The sequence below is a fragment of the Caulobacter segnis ATCC 21756 genome (assembly GCF_000092285.1).
GTDB lineage: Bacteria > Pseudomonadota > Alphaproteobacteria > Caulobacterales > Caulobacteraceae > Caulobacter > Caulobacter segnis.
In genome coordinates, this window is sequence record NC_014100.1 from 2,945,284 (window position 1) to 2,962,190 (window position 16,907).

15 protein-coding genes are annotated in these 16,907 nt (G+C 68.4%); 9 read left to right on the forward strand and 6 right to left on the reverse strand.

Annotated elements, in window-relative coordinates:
- Positions 1 to 23 precede the first annotated feature (23 nt).
- Positions 24 to 2,465 (reverse strand): ATP-dependent helicase HrpB, encoded by a 2,442-nt coding sequence (hrpB, locus tag CSEG_RS13505; protein ID WP_013079796.1) that lies wholly within the window; start codon positions 2,463 to 2,465, stop codon positions 24 to 26.
- Positions 2,466 to 2,644: 179 nt separating this feature from the next.
- Here hrpB and CSEG_RS13510 point away from each other — a divergent pair, with 179 nt between their 5' ends.
- The 5 genes from CSEG_RS13510 (at position 2,645) to CSEG_RS13530 (ending at position 8,294) form a co-directional block, all read left to right on the forward strand.
- Positions 2,645 to 4,261, forward strand: coding sequence for an amino acid permease (locus tag CSEG_RS13510; protein WP_013079797.1), 1,617 nt, complete (start codon positions 2,645 to 2,647; stop codon positions 4,259 to 4,261).
- Between the two features lie 87 nt (positions 4,262 to 4,348).
- Positions 4,349 to 5,059 carry an MBL fold metallo-hydrolase gene (locus CSEG_RS13515; RefSeq protein WP_013079798.1) on the forward strand — a complete coding sequence of 237 codons (711 nt, stop codon included), beginning with the start codon at positions 4,349 to 4,351 and terminating at the stop codon, positions 5,057 to 5,059.
- Between the two features lie 169 nt (positions 5,060 to 5,228).
- A complete protein-coding gene (locus CSEG_RS13520; RefSeq protein WP_013079799.1) occupies positions 5,229 to 5,993 on the forward strand; it encodes a response regulator in 765 nt (254 codons plus the stop codon).
- Positions 5,990 to 7,414 carry an ATP-binding protein gene (locus tag CSEG_RS13525; protein ID WP_013079800.1) on the forward strand — a complete coding sequence of 475 codons (1,425 nt, stop codon included), beginning with the start codon at positions 5,990 to 5,992 and terminating at the stop codon, positions 7,412 to 7,414. The genes CSEG_RS13520 and CSEG_RS13525 overlap by 4 nt, the downstream gene beginning before the upstream one ends.
- A 109-nt stretch (positions 7,415 to 7,523) precedes the next feature.
- The gene (locus CSEG_RS13530; RefSeq protein WP_013079801.1) at positions 7,524 to 8,294 is read left to right on the forward strand and encodes an EF-hand domain-containing protein; all 771 of its coding nucleotides are present in this window, start codon (positions 7,524 to 7,526) and stop codon (positions 8,292 to 8,294) included.
- A 1-nt stretch (position 8,295) separates the two neighbouring features.
- On the opposite strand, the gene CSEG_RS13535 is transcribed toward CSEG_RS13530, so the two are convergent.
- Positions 8,296 to 8,964: a DUF1345 domain-containing protein gene (locus CSEG_RS13535; RefSeq protein WP_013079802.1), complete on the reverse strand. Its 669-nt coding sequence runs from the start codon at positions 8,962 to 8,964 to the stop codon at positions 8,296 to 8,298.
- 120 nt (positions 8,965 to 9,084) lie between these two features.
- Here CSEG_RS13535 and CSEG_RS22600 point away from each other — a divergent pair, with 120 nt between their 5' ends.
- Positions 9,085 to 9,252, forward strand: coding sequence for a hypothetical protein (locus tag CSEG_RS22600; protein ID WP_013079803.1), 168 nt, complete (start codon positions 9,085 to 9,087; stop codon positions 9,250 to 9,252).
- Positions 9,253 to 9,261: 9 nt separating this feature from the next.
- Positions 9,262 to 9,468: a con-10 family general stress protein gene (locus tag CSEG_RS13540; RefSeq protein ID WP_013079804.1), complete on the forward strand. Its 207-nt coding sequence runs from the start codon at positions 9,262 to 9,264 to the stop codon at positions 9,466 to 9,468.
- Between the two features lie 80 nt (positions 9,469 to 9,548).
- Here CSEG_RS13540 and egtB read toward each other — a convergent pair whose 3' ends face one another.
- Positions 9,549 to 11,711, reverse strand: coding sequence for an ergothioneine biosynthesis protein EgtB (gene egtB / locus CSEG_RS13545; protein WP_013079805.1), 2,163 nt, complete (start codon positions 11,709 to 11,711; stop codon positions 9,549 to 9,551).
- Positions 11,712 to 12,022: 311 nt separating this feature from the next.
- A complete protein-coding gene (locus CSEG_RS13550; protein WP_407642758.1) occupies positions 12,023 to 12,541 on the reverse strand; it encodes a TetR/AcrR family transcriptional regulator in 519 nt (172 codons plus the stop codon).
- A gap of 241 nt (positions 12,542 to 12,782) precedes the next feature.
- On the opposite strand from CSEG_RS13550, the gene CSEG_RS13555 reads away from it, so the two are divergent.
- Both CSEG_RS13555 and CSEG_RS13560 read left to right on the forward strand, forming a co-directional pair.
- Positions 12,783 to 13,703: a haloalkane dehalogenase gene (locus CSEG_RS13555; protein ID WP_013079807.1), complete on the forward strand. Its 921-nt coding sequence runs from the start codon at positions 12,783 to 12,785 to the stop codon at positions 13,701 to 13,703.
- Complete coding sequence (locus CSEG_RS13560) at positions 13,700 to 14,116, forward strand: DUF1330 domain-containing protein (protein WP_013079808.1); 417 nt, start codon at positions 13,700 to 13,702, stop codon at positions 14,114 to 14,116. The genes CSEG_RS13555 and CSEG_RS13560 overlap by 4 nt, the downstream gene beginning before the upstream one ends.
- On the opposite strand, the gene CSEG_RS13565 is transcribed toward CSEG_RS13560, so the two are convergent.
- Entirely contained in the window at positions 14,113 to 15,141 is a 1,029-nt protein-coding gene (locus CSEG_RS13565; RefSeq protein ID WP_013079809.1) for a formylglycine-generating enzyme family protein, read from the reverse strand. The genes CSEG_RS13560 and CSEG_RS13565 overlap by 4 nt on opposite strands.
- Positions 15,129 to 16,784 (reverse strand): sulfatase-like hydrolase/transferase, encoded by a 1,656-nt coding sequence (locus tag CSEG_RS13570; protein WP_013079810.1) that lies wholly within the window; start codon positions 16,782 to 16,784, stop codon positions 15,129 to 15,131. The genes CSEG_RS13565 and CSEG_RS13570 overlap by 13 nt, the downstream gene beginning before the upstream one ends.
- Between the last annotated feature and the right edge of the window lie 123 nt (positions 16,785 to 16,907).

Genomic DNA, 16,907 nt, shown 5'->3' on the forward strand with positions numbered 1-16,907 from the left:
GGGAGGATTTCTCATACCGCCCCTCAAGTCCCTCGCGGCTTCGCCCGGGTCACCGGCGCCGCGCTGGCGGGATCATCCGGCCAGACGTGCCGCGGATACCGCCCCTTCATCTCGACCTTCACCTCGCGCCAGGAGCCTTTCCAGAAACCCGGCAGGTCCTTGGTGATCTGGATCGGACGGTGGGCTGGCGACAGCAGCGAGAGCGTCAGCGGCACCTTGCCGCCGGCCACGCTGGGGTGTTCGGAGAGGCCATAGAGCTCGCCCACCCGCACCTCGACGCGAGGCCCGCCCTCCGCGGCATAGTCGATGGCGAAGGTGTTGCCGGTCGGCGCCTCGAAGCGTGCCGGCAGCAGCGCGTCCATCTTCCGCTGCAGGTCCCAAGGCACTAGCGTCTTCAGGGCGTCGTGCAGCGTTCCCTCGTCCAGGCTGGAGAGCGATGAGCGACCGGCCAGCAGCGGCTCAAGCCAATCGTCGAGGCGCTCGACCAAGGCGCTCTCCGACAGATCGGGCCATTCGTCGCCATCCACCGAACGCAGGAAGGCCACGCGGTCCAGCAGCGCCCTGCCGCGCTCGCCCAGGCGCAGAGCCGACAGTCCCTCGGCGCGAACCTGATCCATCAGGGCGCCGGCGATCATCGCGGGGTCGGGGTTCTCGATCAGTCGCTCTTCCAGGACGAGCTTGCCCAGCCGCAGCAGGCGCTTGGCGCGCACCTTGCCGCCGGTGGTCTCCAAACGGTCCTCGGCGACCAAGCGGTCGGCGAAGGTCTCGCGCAGCTCGGCCTCGTCGACGGCGGCGGCCAGCAGGACGCGGTCGCGGCTGTCGCCGCCCCCCAGTTCGCCCACCGCTAGCCAGGATTCTCGCGCCAGCGGATCAGTCGGTTCCAGATAGACGCCGCGACCGCCGGCCAGCTGGAATTCGCCGGGCTTGCCGCGCGCCTTGGCGACGCGCTCGGGATAGGCCTCGGCCAGCATCAGGCCGACCTCAAGCTCTTTAGCGCCGGAGGGCTTCCCGGCCGCGCGGCTCCAGCGCTCGACCAGGGCCATGGCGTCGCGGGCCCTCGGCGAGCGGTCGCGGTGCAGGTTTTCGAGCCGCCGACGCAGGTCGACATCCTTGCCGCCCAGCCCTTGCTCGGTCAGCACCGCGGCGACCTCGGCCGCCTCGCGCGCCTGGCCGGAGGCGGCGCCCCGCACGACCATGTGCGCCAGGCGCGGCGGCAGAGGCATCTCGGCCAGCGCCTTGCCGTGGGACGTGAGGTCGCCTTGGGCGTCCAGCGCTTGGATGCGCGTCAGCAGACCGCGCGCCTCGGCGAAGGCGGCCGCCGGCGGCGGGTCCAGGAAGGTCAGGCCGTCCGCGTCTCGCGCGCCCCAACGGGCAAGATCGAGCGCGAGACGCGACAGGTCCGCCTCCAGGATTTCGGGACGGGCGAAGGCGGGAAGCGCGCGGGTCTCGGGCTCGTCCCACAGACGGTAGCAGACGCCGGGCTCGGTCCGGCCGGCGCGACCTCGGCGCTGGTCGGCGGCGGCGCGGCTGACCCGCACGGTCTCCAGCCGCGTGATGCCCGAGGCCGGGTCGTAGCGCGGAACGCGGGCCAGCCCCGCGTCGATCACCACCCGTACGCCCTCGATGGTCAAGCTGGTCTCGGCGATCGAGGTCGCCAGCACGACCTTGCGGCGCCCGGCGGGCGACGGCGAGATCGCGCGGTCCTGCGCGGCCGGCTCGAGCGCGCCATACAGCGGCGCGATGTCGACGTCCGGACGGCGAAGTCGCTCGTTCAGCCAGCTTTCCGTCCGGCGGATCTCGCCCTGTCCCGGCAGGAAGACGAGGACCGAGCCGCTCTCTTCGGCCAGGGCTCGTTCGACGGCGCGGCCGACACGTTCTTCCAATCGCTGGCGCTCGTCGCGGCCGAGATAGCGGGTGTCGACCGGGAACATCCGCCCCTGGCTCTCGACGACCGGCGCATCGCCCAGCAGGGCCGAGATGCGGGCGCCGTCCAGCGTGGCCGACATGACCAGCAGACGCAGGTCGTCGCGCAGCACGCTCTGGACGTCGCGGGCGAAGGCTAGGCCCAGATCCGCGTCAAGGCTGCGCTCGTGGAACTCGTCGAAAAGGACCGCCGCGACGCCGTCGAGCCCGGGGTCGTCGAGAATCATCCGCGTGAAGACGCCCTCGGTGACCACCTCGATCCGCGTCCTGGCCGACACCTTGGACTGCAGCCGCACGCGGAAGCCCACGGTCTCGCCAACGGATTCGCCGAGATTGGCGGCCATGCGCGACGCGGCGGCGCGCGCGGCCAGGCGTCGGGGCTCCAGCACGATCAGCTTGCGGCCCTCGACCCACGGCTCTTCCAAGAGCGCCAAGGGAACGGCCGTGGTCTTGCCCGCGCCCGGCGGGGCGACGAGAACGGCGCTCTCCCGCGCGTTCAGGGCGCCTTTCAGCGCCGGAAGGGCCTCGAAAATGGGCAACATCGCGCCCGCTTTACTGGCCGCGCCGCTTCACGCCAAGCATCTCTGGACTAGTCACGTGCGCGGAGAACATTTACGCGCTTCCACCGCCTGGCCTTGACCCCATGCTCATAAACGGGTCACGGTCCGCAAAATTTTCCAAAGGCGACCCCAGGGGGAGTCTTGCCTATCCAGGAGGAACTATGTGGCGCGTAAAATCGCTTGATGCGATCCTAGCGACGGCCGAGAAGAAATCCCTACATCGCTCGCTAGGTCCCGTGCAGCTGACGCTGCTGGGGGTGGGCGCGATCATCGGCACCGGCATCTTCGTTCTGACCGCCGCCGCGGCGCAGAAGGCCGGCCCCGGCATGATGTGGAGCTTCGTGATCGCGGGCGCCGTCTGCGCCTTCGCCGCGCTCTGCTATTCTGAACTGGCCTCGATGGTTCCCGTTTCGGGCTCGGCCTACACCTATTCCTACGCCGTCATGGGCGAACTTCTGGCCTGGATGGTCGGCTGGGCGCTGATCCTGGAATACGCCGTCGCGGCCAGCGCCGTCTCCGCCGGCTGGTCAGGCTATTTCCTCGGCTTGATTGAAAACGCGCTCGGCTTCCAGTGGCCCGAGCTCCTAAGGCAAGGCCCCGCGTGGTCGATGAACGGCTGGATGCCGGTCGCCGACTTCAGCCACGGCATCGTCAATGTGCCCGCCATCGTCGTGGCGCTGGCCGTGACGTCCCTGCTGGTCGTCGGCACCACCGAAAGCGCCACCGTGAACGCCGCCCTGGTGGCGATCAAGGTGACCGCCCTGACGGTGTTCATCGCCCTCGCCCTGCCCGTCCTGAAGACCGGCAACTTCTCGCCCTTCGCCCCGAACGGCTGGTTTGGGCCGGCCGGCACCACCGGCATGGGCATCGTCGGCGCGGCCGCGTCGATCTTCTTCGCCTATGTCGGCTTCGACGCGGTGTCGACCGCCGCCGAAGAAACCAAGAACCCGCAGCGCAACGTTCCGATCGACCTGATCGGCTCGCTGGGCATCTGCACGTTTTTCTATCTGCTGGTCGCGGCCGGCGCGATCGGCGCCATGGGCGCTCAGCCCGTGCTCGGCGCCGACGGCTCGGCCGTGCAGCCCGGCTCGGCCGCCTTTGTCGCCGCCTGCGCCCTGCCCGCCAACGCGGACGTGCTGGTCTGCTCGAACGAGGCCCTGGCCCACGTGCTGCGCCAGATCAACTTCCCCGTCATTGGCAACCTGCTGGGCCTGGCGGCCAACCTCGCCCTGCCCTCGGTCATCCTGATGATGATCTACGGCCAGACCCGCATCTTCTTCGTGATGGCGCGCGATGGCCTGCTGCCGGAAAAGCTGGCCAGCATCCACCCGAAGTTCAAGACGCCGCACATCGTGACGATGGTCACCGGCGTGTTCGTCGCGATCGCCGCGGCGTTCTTCCCGGTCGGTCAGCTGGCCGACATCTCGAACTCGGGCACGCTGTTCGCCTTCTTCATGGTGTCGATCGCCGTGATGGTGCTGCGCGTGAAGGATCCGAACCGTCCGCGTCCGTTCAAGACGCCGCTGATCTGGGTTGTCGCCCCTGTGGCCATGGTCGGTTGCGCGGTGCTGTACTTCAACCTGCCGGTCGAGGCGATGGCCGTGCTGCCCATCTGGGGCGCGATCGGCCTGGTGATCTACTTCGCCTACGGCTACCGCAAGAGCCACGTCGGCCGCGGCGTGACCGAGGTGCCGGAACTGTCGCCCGACGCGCCGGCCGGCCCCGTGCCGCCGATGCCGGGCGCCCCGGCGCCGGGCTCGAAGGAAGAGCGCGACTAACAGGCTTGGCTTGATCTTGGGCCGAGAGGCTTTAGGTCAGAAGGGCGGGCGCTTCGGCTCCCGCCCTTTTTCGTTGGAGGTCGCCCGATGACCATGCCCATCGCCGCCGTGATCGCGCCCGTCACGCCGCTGCAGCAGAACTGCACGATCGTCTGGTGCACCAAGACCATGAAGGCCGCGATCATCGATCCGGGCGGCGAGGTAGATCGTCTGCTGAAGGCGCTGGCCGACAAGGGGCTGACGCTAGAGAAGATCTGGATCACCCATGGCCACATGGACCACGCCGGCGGCGCGGCCGAGCTAAAGGTCCGCACCGGCGTCCCGATCGAAGGCCCGCACGAAGCCGACCAGTTCTGGATCGACCGCATCCAGCAGAGCGGCGAGATGTACGGCATGCCCGAGGCCCGGATCTTCGTGACGGATCGCTGGCTGCATGACGGGGACAAGGTCACGCTGGGCGAGACCGAGTTCGAGGTCTTGCACTGCCCCGGTCACACGCCCGGCCACGTGGTGTTCTTCCATCGGGAAACCAAGTTCGCCCAGGTCGGCGACGTGCTGTTCCAAGGCTCTATCGGCCGCACCGACTTCCCGATGGGCAACCACCAGGACCTGATCGACGCCATCACGCAAAAGCTGTGGCCGCTGGGCGACGACGTACGCTTCGTCCCGGGTCACGGGCCGATGTCCAGTTTCGGGGCCGAGCGGCGCGGCAATCCGTTCGTCGGCGATCGAGCGGTGGCGGCCATGAAGGCCGAGGGCGCCGCCTATCACGCGCCCGCGAACCATTCTCCAGGCTAGCCGTCTGGGTCCGATCCGCTAAGGGGGGTGTAAGCCGACCGGACCCAGACGCCGACGGTTGCAGGGTGGGGGAACAGCCGCCGGTGCGACACCTGATCGCATGGCAGGGTTGCGCACCTGTTGCAGAGATGAAATCAGAGCGTGACGGGGCCGTGACAGGAAAGCGCATATGGAAAATGCCCAAACCACCGTCCAAGGCGATCCTGACGCCCCTCGCGGCGCGGCGCCGCGTATCCTGATCGTCGATGACGACCCCGGCATCCGAGACGTGGTGTCGGACTTCCTCAGCCGCCACGGCTATGCGGTGGAAACGGCGCAAGACGCCCGCACCATGGAGCAGGTCCTGGCCCGCGGCCCGATCGATCTGATCGTGCTGGACGTCATGCTGCCCGGCGAAGACGGCCTGGCGATCTGCCGCCGCCTGTCCTCCGCCGCGGACGGTCCCGCCATCATCATGCTCTCGGCCATGGGCGAGGAAACCGACCGGATCGTCGGCCTCGAACTCGGCGCCGACGACTATCTGCCCAAGCCGTGCAACCCGCGCGAGCTGCTGGCCCGCGTCCGGGCCGTGCTGCGCCGACGTCAGGAGCCCCGCGTGGCCGACGACGCCATGGGCGCGGCCTGCGAGTTCGCCGGTTGGCGCCTGGATCTCGTCCGCCGCGAGCTGCGCTCGCCGCAGTCGGTGGTCGTGAACCTGTCCAGCGGGGAATTCTCGCTGCTTCGCGCCTTCGTCGAGCGGCCGCAGCGCGTCCTGACTCGTGACCAGCTGCTGGACCTCGCCCGGGGCCGCGACAGCGACGCCTACGACCGCGCCATCGACGTCCAGATCAGCCGGCTGCGGCGCAAGCTGGATGACGGCGGCGGCGGCGAGCTGATCCGCACGATCCGCAGCGAGGGCTACATGTTCACCGCCAAGGTCGTGCGCACCCCATGACGATGTTTCGGCGCGGCGCGCCGCTGTTCGTGCAGGCCCTGGGTCTGGTGATCGTCACGCTGGTGGCGGCCCAATTGATCGCGATCGCGGTCATCTTCAACCTGCCGCCGCCGCCGCCCGAGTTCTATCGCTCCGCCGAGATCGTTCGCGCGCTCAAGAGCGGCCAGTCCGTCCAGCCCCGCGACGGGCGACTGCTGGTGGTGAAGGAGCGCAGCGCGCTACGGTCCAACGGACCCGACAGCATCCGCCGCGCCGACTTCAAGGCCGGCATCGCGCGCGCGATTGGCGTTCCGGCTAATCGCGTCGAGCTGCAGATCGACAACGGTCCGCGCTTCTTCGTCCGCCGCACGCCGGTGAACCCGCCCAAGACGGCGGATGACGGCCGCCCTCCTCCGCCGAACGGCCGCCCTCCTCGAGAGCCGTTCGCGCGGGAGCCAGGCTCCGGCGGTCCCCCGGGATCTCGTGGCCAAGGCCGAGACGAACCGCTGATCTTCGGCGATTTCAAACTGGGCGTGCGTCAGAGCGACGGTCACTGGCTGGTGGTCGAACCCAAGCCCACGTTCCGCCTCGACAGCTGGCAGCAGCGGATCCTGCTGATCCTGTTGCTGTCGGTGATCGCCGTGACGCCGCTGGCCTGGCTGTTCGCCCGTCGCCTGTCGCAACCGATCACCGCCTTCGCCGACGCCGCCGAGCGCCTGGGCAAGGACCCGCGCACGCCGCCCCTCAACCTGTCCGGTTCTACCGAGGTCGTCGCCGCGGCCTCGGCCTTCAACATGATGCAGGAGCGGCTGCGGCGTTACGTCGAGGACCGCACGGCCATGGTCGGCGCCATCGCCCACGACCTGCGCACGCCCCTCACGCGCCTCAAGTTCCGCATCGAGGCCGCGCCCGACGACATCCGTCCGAAGCTGGCCGCCGACATCGACCAGATGGAGGCGATGATCGCCGCGACTCTCGGCTTCGTCCGCGACACCAACCGCCCGGCCGAGCGAACCAAGCTGGAACTCGCCTCGCTGCTGGAGAGCGTGATGGACGAGGCGGCGGAGACCGGCGGCGACGCCACGGTCGAGCGCGCCGAGAAGACGGTGATCGAGGGCGATCCGGTCGCGCTGAAGCGCCTGGTGCAGAACCTGATCGACAACGCCTTGAAATATGGCGGAGCCGCCCGCGGGCGGGTCTACGCCGAGGACGGCATGGCGATCATCGAAATCGATGACGACGGCCCAGGCGTGCCGCCGGCCGAATTGGAGCGGGTGTTCGAACCCTTCTATCGCGGCGAGCCCTCGCGAAACCGCGAAACCGGCGGCATGGGCTTGGGCCTGGCCGTCGTCCGGTCGCTGGCCCGCGCTCACGGCGGCGACGTCAACCTGGCCAATCGTCCGGACGGCGGCCTGCGGGCCAGCGTGCGCCTGCCCGCCTGAAGCTTGCGAACGGCGCCTGATTGTTGCGCGCCCGCAAACTCGCCGCCCCTGCCTGACATTGCCCGGCAATCGGAAAGGTCTTCAAAGCTTGGCGATGGAGACCGCCTCGATGACGCTTCGCGCCCTCACCCTGACCGCGATACTGGCCGCCACCCTGTCCGCCTGCGCCAGCGGCCCTCCCGAAGGCGGCCCCGGCGGCGGGCCAGACGGCCCTGACTTCGGACCACCCCGCCGTGGTGGCCCGGGCGGACCGGGCGGCGGGCCGCAGCTGTTCATCAGTCCGGCCGGCGAGCCTTTCCGCGCGCCGCCCGGCCAGCCCTATCCCGTCGCGACATGGTTCGCCGGCGCCGACGCCAACCATGACGGCGCGGTGAGCCGCGAAGAGTTCGTCGCGGACTCCCTGCGCTTCTTCGCGGTCGTCGACGCCGACCATGACGGCGTCATCGATGGCTTCGAGGTCTCGGCGTACGAGACCCGCATCGCGCCGGAGATCGTCGGCGGCGCCGCGCCGACGATGCGGCGTGGCCCGATGGGCCAGGGTCCGGGCGGCGGCGGCGGCGGCCCGCCTGGCGGTGGTCGTGGTCCCGGCGGCGACGGACCGAGCGGCGGGCGACGGAGCGGCGGCGCCAACATGCTGCAGGGGGCTTCCTTGTACGCGCTGATCGCCGAGCCCGAGCCCGTCATGGGCGCCGACGCCGACTTCAATCGGCGGATCACCCGGGACGAGGCGACCAAGGCCGCCAAGACGCGTTTCGCCTTGCTCGACCGAGACAAGGACGGCGTCTTGAAACTCGAGGAGCTTCCCAAGACCCCGGCCCAGCAGATGGCCGAAGGCGGCAAGGATCGCGGCAAGCGCGGCGGTCGACCACCTCGCCGGTAGACTAGCCTCCGACGAGGCTGGCGATGATGTTGATGCCCAGAGCCAGGACCGCCGTGTTGTAGAAATAGGCGGCGGCGGCGTGGGCGGTCACCAGACGGCGGAGCTTCGAGGTCAGGATGTTGTTATCCGACACCTGGAAAGTCGCGCCGACGCTGAAGGCCAGATAGGCGAAGTCGAGGTAGCTGGTGGGCTGCTCGCCCGGAAACTGGATGCCTCCCTTGCCCTTCCCCGCGCCGAAATGGCGGTGAGCGTAGTGCAGGACGAACACGGTCTGCAGCACCAGCCAGGACAGGATCAGTGTGGCGCCGGCGCTGGCCACGATCAGGACCTTGGCGCCGCTCTGCGCGGCCTTCGCCACGATCATCGCATCGATCACCGCCCCCAGGCTGGCGACGATGGCGGCCAGGACGATCAGCATCAGCACCGGCACGCCTTCGTCATAGCGGCTGGCGCGCGAGCGAAGTTCGGCCTCGTCGGACCGGATAAAAAGGCTCCACATCGTCAAGAGATAGACCATCGCGCCGCCATCCCAGGCCAGCAACAGCCGAGCTCCGCGCGGCGCGCCGAAATAGTTCGCCGTGATCCAGACGATGATCCCGGTCGCGAAGGCGGCCATCAGCCGCCAATGGGACATGGCTCGGGAAGGCGTCTGCTTGGTGTTGCGCGGCATTCTCAGGCGTCTCCTTGAGCGCGGACATTTCCGGATCCGGCGTAATTAGTGCGGCTTCATGGTGAACCGAAAGCGTGCTCGCTGGTTACTTCACCGGAACGCGCAGGAAACGACGCCAAAATGACCGACCCAGACGCCCCGCCCCCGATCGAGCCCAAGCCGCCCGAGTACGAGCCCGGCGTCATCCCCGTCGAGGAGCCCCAGCCCTCGCCGCCGGTCGATCCTGGGGACGACCGTCCCTATGGCGCCGCGCCCTCGCTCGTACCGCCTGTGACCAGTCCCGACTAGGAGCCCCAGATGGACACCGATAGCGAACGTCCCCGCGGTCGTCGCGGTTTCGCCGCCATGGACCCGGAACGCCGTCGCGAGATCGCCAGGAAAGGCGGAGCGAGCGTGCCGAGTGAAAAGCGCAGCTTCGCCAAGGATCGAGACCTGGCCGCCAACGCCGGTCGCAAGGGCGGGTCCTCCTCGCGCGGCGGCCGTCCCGGCGAGCGCGGGCTTTAGGTGATCGAACCACGGTTCGAATGCGCCGGTTCCGAGTCTCTCGGAACCGGCGTTTTTTCGTGCCTGCCTGAACGCGCCGATTAGGCGGCCAGGATATAGACGGCGAAGGTGGGGTCGGCGCTGACCCAGCGGCGCGTCACGGTCCAACCCGCGCGACGCGCGATGGCTTCGAAAGCCTCCGGCCGATACTTGTACGAATTCTCGGTATGGATGGTCTCGCCGGCGGCGAAGCGGAAGCCGTGATCGCCGACCATGACGATCTGATCGCGGATGCTCTCGAGATGCATCTCGATCCGGCTTTCGGCGGCGTTCCAGACCGCGCGGTGAGCGAAGGCGGCAGGGTCAAAGGTCCCGCCCAACTCGCGGTTGATGTGGACCAGCACGTTGCGATTGAACGCCGCCGTGACGCCCTGGGCGTCGTCATAGGCCGGGATCAGCACCGCGGGATCCTTGGCGACGTCGGCGCCGACGACGAACATGGCGTCCTCCCCCAGCAAGGCGCGCGCTTGGCGAAGCAAGGCCTCGGCCTCGTCCGGCGCGAAATTGCCGATCGTTGAGCCGGGGAAAAAGCCGACCAGCGGACGCCCGCGCGCGCCCTCCGGCGGGGTCAAGGCTTGCGTGAAGTCTTCGACCAGAGGCGCAACGATCAGGTCGGGATAGTCCGCTCGCAGGCTCGCGGCGGCCTCGTCCAGGGCGGTCGGGCTGATGTCGATCGGCGCGTAGACGCTCACCTGAGGCGCGGCGTCCAGAAGGATGCGGGTCTTGGTGCTGGCGCCGCTGCCGAACTCCACCAGGGCCGCGCCATCGGGGATGCGAGCAGCGATTTCCGGCGCGATCTCGCGCAGCAGGGCCGTCTCGGTGCGGGTCAGATAGTATTCCGGCAGCGCGCAGATCTGCTCGAACAGGCGCGAGCCTTCCGCGTCGTAGAAGTATTTGGCCGGCAAGGTCTTGGGCGTCGCCGAAAGCCCGCCGATCACTTCGTCGAGGAAGGGGTTTCCAGGCGTCACCTCGGCCAGACGATCATCGTCCGCCAACCTCACGCCCGCGAACATCCAGCGTCGGTCGGGGTGGAAGAAGTTGCGATAGGTCGCGCGCGAATGCGCGGGCGGCGTCGCTTCGCAGCCGCCTCGCAGCACCATCTGATTGACCATGAACTTGCCGTTGTACTCGCCAAGCGCGCCAGCCCCCGGCTTGAAGCCCGGGTAGGCCGTGTAGGCGCTGGAGGTCCACTGCCAAGCCGAGCCGTAGAGCTGGCGCAGACCCATGTCGCCCGACGCCGTCGCGGCGGCCTCCCATTCGGCCTCGGTGGGAAGGCGACGTCCAGTCCAGGCGGCGAAGGCCGCGGCCTCATAGTAGCTGACGTGAAGCACGGGCGCGGCCACATCCACAGGCCCGCGGCCGCGCAAGGTCATGGTGGTCCAGGTCCCGTCATCTTCCTGCCGCCAATAGGCCGGGGCGATCCAGCCCTCCGCCTGGGCGGTGCTCCAGCCCTCGGAGAGCCAGAGGTCGACGCGCTGGTAGCCGCCGGCCTCGATGAAGGCGATCCACTCCCCGTTCGTCACGAGACGGTCCGACAAGCGGAACGGCGCGACATAGACCCGATGCCGGGGTCGCTCGTTGTCGAATGCGAAGCCAGTCTTGTCGGCCCCGATCTCGACCAGCCCGCCCGCGTAACGGTGGAAGCGCTGCGGTCCAGGATCGGCGCGGCGGGCTTGACCGCCAGCGTGATAGGCGGGACTGAGCGGCGACTGCGCGAACAGGTGCAGGATATCCATCAGGATCAGTTCCTGGTGCTGCTCCTCATGCGCCAGACCAAGGTCGAGGCGCTCTCTGATCTCTTCGGTCAGGGGCCCGTCCAGCAGACGCTCCATCGCCGCGTCGACGTGAGCGCGATACGCGCCGATCGCCTGGGCGGAGGGCCGCGTCAGCAAGCCCCTCTGGGGTCGAGGCTGCCGAGGTCCAACGGACTCGTAGTAGGAATTGAAAAGGTACCCGTAGTCCGGGTCATAGGCCGCGTAGCCCGGCAGGAACGGGGCCAGCAGGAAGGTCTCGAAGAACCAGGTGGTGTGGGCGCGATGCCACTTGGTGGGGCTGGCGTCGGGCATGGACTGGGCCGCCTGGTCCTCCGGGGACAACGGCGCGGCCAAGGTTTCGGTGCGTCGGCGGACACGACGGTAGCGCTCGAGCGCGGCGGCCGCCTCGACGTCGGCCAGATCGAGGACAGGCAGATCGTCGGGGGTCATGGCGGCTCCTCGGGACGTGATAACGCTTGCCCATCCAGGCGACGACAACGCCCGCGAAACTTCGGCGTTCCAACCTGCGCTGGCAAGCCGCTCTGGCTCGCCCTGCTGACACATCGTGTCAGGACGCTCGTCGCAAGGCGCGACCATCGAAGGATAAAGAATTTTCTCGCGATCCTCGGAAGGGCGATGGAGGTCTCGCGCAAACGGCGACGTCCCTTCTACGTAAGGACACCGATCGCCCCTTACGATCGGGTGTCTGCCGGTCGGAGTTTGAGCAGCTTCGACCGGCCCCTTCCCCGCCCCCGAGACCCTCAGCCGCGTTCGGCTTGTCTCAGCAGCGTCTGGATCGACATCTGAAGGACTTCGGTGGCGTCACGCGGGCCAAGCTGCTGGTCCCGCCGCAGGCGACGCCAAGCGTCGAAACTCAGAAGCAGGTCGATGGCCTCGAAAAGATCGCGGTCGTCGGCCAGGCTGGCCGGCAGCTCACGCCTCAGGATGTCCCGCGCGCCCGCGACGAACTTGGCGTTGTCCAGAGCCAGAGTCGGGGACTGGTGGCGGTGGACCTCCGACGCGTGCTTGAAGGGCGCGATCCGTTCGTAGGCCCATCCGCGACGCTCGACCAACTCAAGCACCCGCTCGCGCCAGCTGGTGGCCTTGAACGGCGTTTCGGCCAAGGCCAGCAGTTCGGCCTCGATGACGCCCGACATCTCGCGATACAGGCTCTCCAGATCCTTGAAGTGCCGAAAGACAGTGCGCAGGCCGACATCCGCCCGCGCGGCGACCAGTTCGGCCGAGGGCGAAACATGACCTTCGCGCACGAGATCCAGCATGGCTTGGACAATGCGGGCGCGACTGTCCTGTCCCCGGCGACGTCGGCCGTCAACGGACGGCTCGTCGGCATGCGACTGAGAAAGAAGATAGCGCGCGCGGTCCAAGGCCAAGACCCTCCTTCCCCTTGCTTAGCCCCGGATGAAGGCGACCGCCACCGCCAACGGGCCTCTGGTTCTTGACAGCCAGCCAGATAATGACACTCATTGTGTCAAAACACCGTTATGCGGAGGGAGAGACGCCGTGGACGTGCTGCGTACGCCGGACGAACGGTTCGAGGGGCTGACTGACTGGCCCTTCGCGCCTCGCTACACCCAGATCACCGATCCGGATGGAACCCGTCTGCGCCTCCATCATGTCGACGAGGGTCCTGGCGATCAGCGCCCGATCCTGCTGATGCACGGCGAACCTTCCTGGGCCTATCTGTACCGCAAGATCATCGCCGATCTCGTGGCCAGAGGCCGCCGCGCGGTCGCTCCCGATCTCGTCGGCTTCGGGCGCTCAGACAAGCCCGCCTCGCGCGGCGACTACACCTACGAGCGCCACGTGGCCTGGATGAGCGACTGGCTCGTCCGCAACGACCTCAAGGACATCGTCCTCTTCTGCCAGGACTGGGGCGGACTGATCGGCCTGCGCCTGGTGGCGGCTTTTCCGGAGCGTTTCGCGGCGGTGGTCGTGTCCAACACCGGCATGCCGGTCGGCCAGGGCAAGACAGAGGGCTTCGAGGCCTGGCTGAACTTCAGCCAGAACGTGCCCGAACTGCCGATCGGCTTCATTCTGAACGGCGGGACGTCGCGCGACCTCTCGGACGCCGAACGCGCCGCCTATGACGCGCCCTTCCCCGACGAAAGCTACAAGGAAGGCGCCCGACAGTTCCCGGCCCTGGTGCCGATCACGCCCGAGCACGCCTCGATCGCCGAAAACGAGGCGGCGTGGAAAGTGCTCGAACGCTTCGACAAGCCGTTCCTGACCGCCTTCTCGGACGCCGACCCGATCACGCGCGGCGGCGAGGCCATCTTCCAGGCGCGCGTGCCGGCGACCCAAAAGTCCAAGCACGTCACGCTGAAGGGCGGACACTTCATCCAGGAGGACGCTCCGGCCGAGATCGCCGCCCTGCTGGACGAGCTCGTCGCGTCCCTGCCACAGCCGGAGGCGGTGGCGTGAGGGTCGTCAACGCCGTTTTCCCCGAGCCCCCTCAGATCGCCGAATTCTTCGGCGCGCCGGAAGACGGGCCGTTCGTCATGGTCAACCTGCTGAAGTTCCACGAGAAGGCCCAGTATCCGGACGGCTCCGACAGCCACCTTTCCGGCCGCGAGGCCTACGCCCGCTACGGCGAAGCGGTGCGGAAGCTCGTCGAAGGCCTGGGCGGGCGCATTCGCTACAGCGGCGCGGTCACCGGCCTGCTCTTGGGCGAGGTCGAAGAGCTTTGGGACGCGGTCGCCTTGGCCGAATACCCGACCCTGGCCGCGTTCCAGGCCATGGCGATGTCGCCCGAGATGCACGCCATCGAACACCACCGCAAGGCGGGCTTGGCGGGTCAGCTGAACATCCGGACCCGGCCGGGACCGGGCTTCTAGCGCTCCCGCAGGACCGTACGGAAGCCGATGTGGGAGGCTCCGCTGTCGGGCGGCCCGGGGGTGCGCGCGGCCGGGCGATAGCGGAAGCAATAGTCGTCCGTACAGAGGAACGACCCACCCTTGATCACGTGCTTGGCCACGCCCGGTTCGTCGGGATCGAGGGCGCGGATTTCAGGCGGCCCGCCCATCTCGATCACGCTGGCGGGCTCCAGCCCAGGCTTGAACCAGTCCTTGGTCCACTCCCAGACGTTGCCGGCCATGTCCGAGAGACCATAGCCGTTCGGCGCAAAGCAGCCCACGGGCGCGGGTCTCGCCTTGAAGCCGTCATCGCCGAGGTCCTGCGCGGGAAAGACGCCCTGCCAGGTGTTGGCGCGGGGTTGCTTGGGGGTTTGAGACTGGTCGCCCCAGACATAGCGTTTTGCGACCAGGCCGCCCCGGGCGGCGTATTCCCATTCCGCCTCGGTCGGCAGGTCGCGGCCCAGCCAGCGCGCGTAGGCCATGGCGTCCTCCCAGGCGATGTGCACGACGGGCCAGGCTTCCTTGCCTCGAATGTTGGAGCCAGGCCCTTCCGGGCGCCGCCAGTCGGCGCCGGGGATCACCCGCCACCATTGCGAAGGATCGTCCGACCTCGCTCCTTTTTCCCCCACGAAAACGAGCGAGGCCGGACGCCGCTGCGCCGCCGACAATGGGGCGTCGCGCGCGGGATCGAGCGGTCGCTCGGCCACGGTGCGATACCCCGTGGCCGCGACGAACCGCGCGAAGGCGGCGTTGGTGACTTCGGTGCGATCGATCCAGAACGGGGCGACACGAACCGTCTCCGGCGGCCCCTCCTCTGACCTGAGCGGAGCGCCTCCCATCAGGAAGTCACCGCCGGCCACCCGGACCATGCCGGCGGTGCGGTGAGCGGGATCCGGGATCGGAAGGTCGGCCAGGCAAGCCTTGGGCGCCTTCGGGCCGCACGCCGCCAGCGACAAGGCGACGACCCCGCCGACGACCGACAGGCGCAGCGTCGTCAGTTGTCCCAATAGATGTACTCATCGCTGGGCTTGGGCGACTGGTCGCCGGGATGATCGATATAGATCGCGCCGGACAGCAACGAAGGCCAGGCGGGCTTGGCCATCTGGCTATCCAGTTGGGCCAGGATCGCGGTCAGCTCGCGAACCTTGTCCGGACGCGCCTTGGAAAGGTCGCGCCGCTCCGTCGGATCGGTGGCCAAGTCGAACAACCATATCTTCTTTGGTTCCTGGGCGACCTGCAGCTTCCAGCCGCCGGCCATCACCACCTTGTAGCGGCCCGACCGCCAGTACATCGCCTTGTGCGGATCACCCGCCGCTTGGCCCTTCACGAACGGGACGAGGTCGACGCCGTCCATGACCCGGCCCGCCGGTGGGCGGGCGCCGGCCGCGCCGGCGGCGGTGGCGAAGATGTCCACGTGGCCGACCGGGCTGCGATAGACGGCGCCGGGCGGCAGTTGGGCGGGCCAGCGCAACAGGAACGGCACCTTGATCCCGCCTTCGAAGAAGGTCGCCTTCCAGCCGCGATAGGGCCGGTTCAGATCCGGCAGGCCCACATAGTTGGCGCCGCCGTTGTCGGAGGTGAAGATCACCAGGGTGTTGTCGTCGAGACCCCGGTCCTTCAGCGCCTGGAGAACGCGACCGACATTGCGATCGAGGTTGCGGACCATCGCGCCATAGACCCGCAGACGGTGATCCTTGATCCCCGAAAGGGCGTCGTAGTCCGCCTTGGGCGCCTGGAGCGGCGTATGGACGGCGTTGTAGGCCAGGTAGAGGAAGAAGGGCCGGTTGCGATTGGCGTCGATCGCCGCGACCGCCTGATCGGTCAGGTAGTCGGTCATGTAGGCGTTCGGATGGAAGAGCGGCCCGCCGTTGTACTGGACCGCGAAGGGCAGCGCGCCCCACAGGAACTTGTCGATCGGATCGAAATCCTGGCGCGACTCCTCGACTGACGCGTCGCCGACGGGCGCGAACAACGACGCGCCCGCCATGAAGCCGAGGCTCTCGTCAAAGCCCTGGTCCTCCGGACGAGAGCCCTTGATCCCGCCCAGGTGCCACTTGCCGAGATGAACCGTATGATAGCCGCGGGTCTTCAAGGCCTCGGCGATCGTGACTTCCGTCGGTGGCACGGCCTCGGTGTTGTCGTCCTTGGGGACGTTCTTGACCTCCGCGGCGTTGAAGCGCGACGGGTGAAGCGGATCCCCCGCATGCCCGCCGACGACACGCGAGAAGGCCACGGGCGTGGGCGTGAATTCGAAACCGAAGCGGGTGGCGTAGCGCCCGGTCATGATCGCGGCGCGGGACGGCGCGCAGGTGGCGTTTCCCGCATAGCCGTTGGCGAAGGTCACGCCTTGCCGGGCGATGGAATCGATGGCCGGCGTCGGAACCGCGCCGCCCGCCACGCCCCCGCCGTTCAACGTGATGTCGTTGTAGCCCAGGTCGTCAGCCAGGATGAACACGACATTCGGCGGGCGCTCGGCCGCCGCGGTCGACACGGTCGGACCTTGGCTCCAGCTGACGGGGCGATAGGCCTCGATCTTCGGCTGCTGCGCGCGGGCGTAGAGGATGATCAGGTCGAAACGGAAGAACCACAGAGCGGCGACGGTCAGCCCGAGGACCAGAGCCACCGCGCAGAACCCCTTCAAAACCCGCATGCCCGCCACCCCTTACCCACGAGCGGCGAGCATATATATTGACACAAAGAGTGTCGATAGATGACGCGCTGGCGCGTCCCGTGTTGAACAACCCGCCGCATGATCAACAAAGGTCTTGGGCGA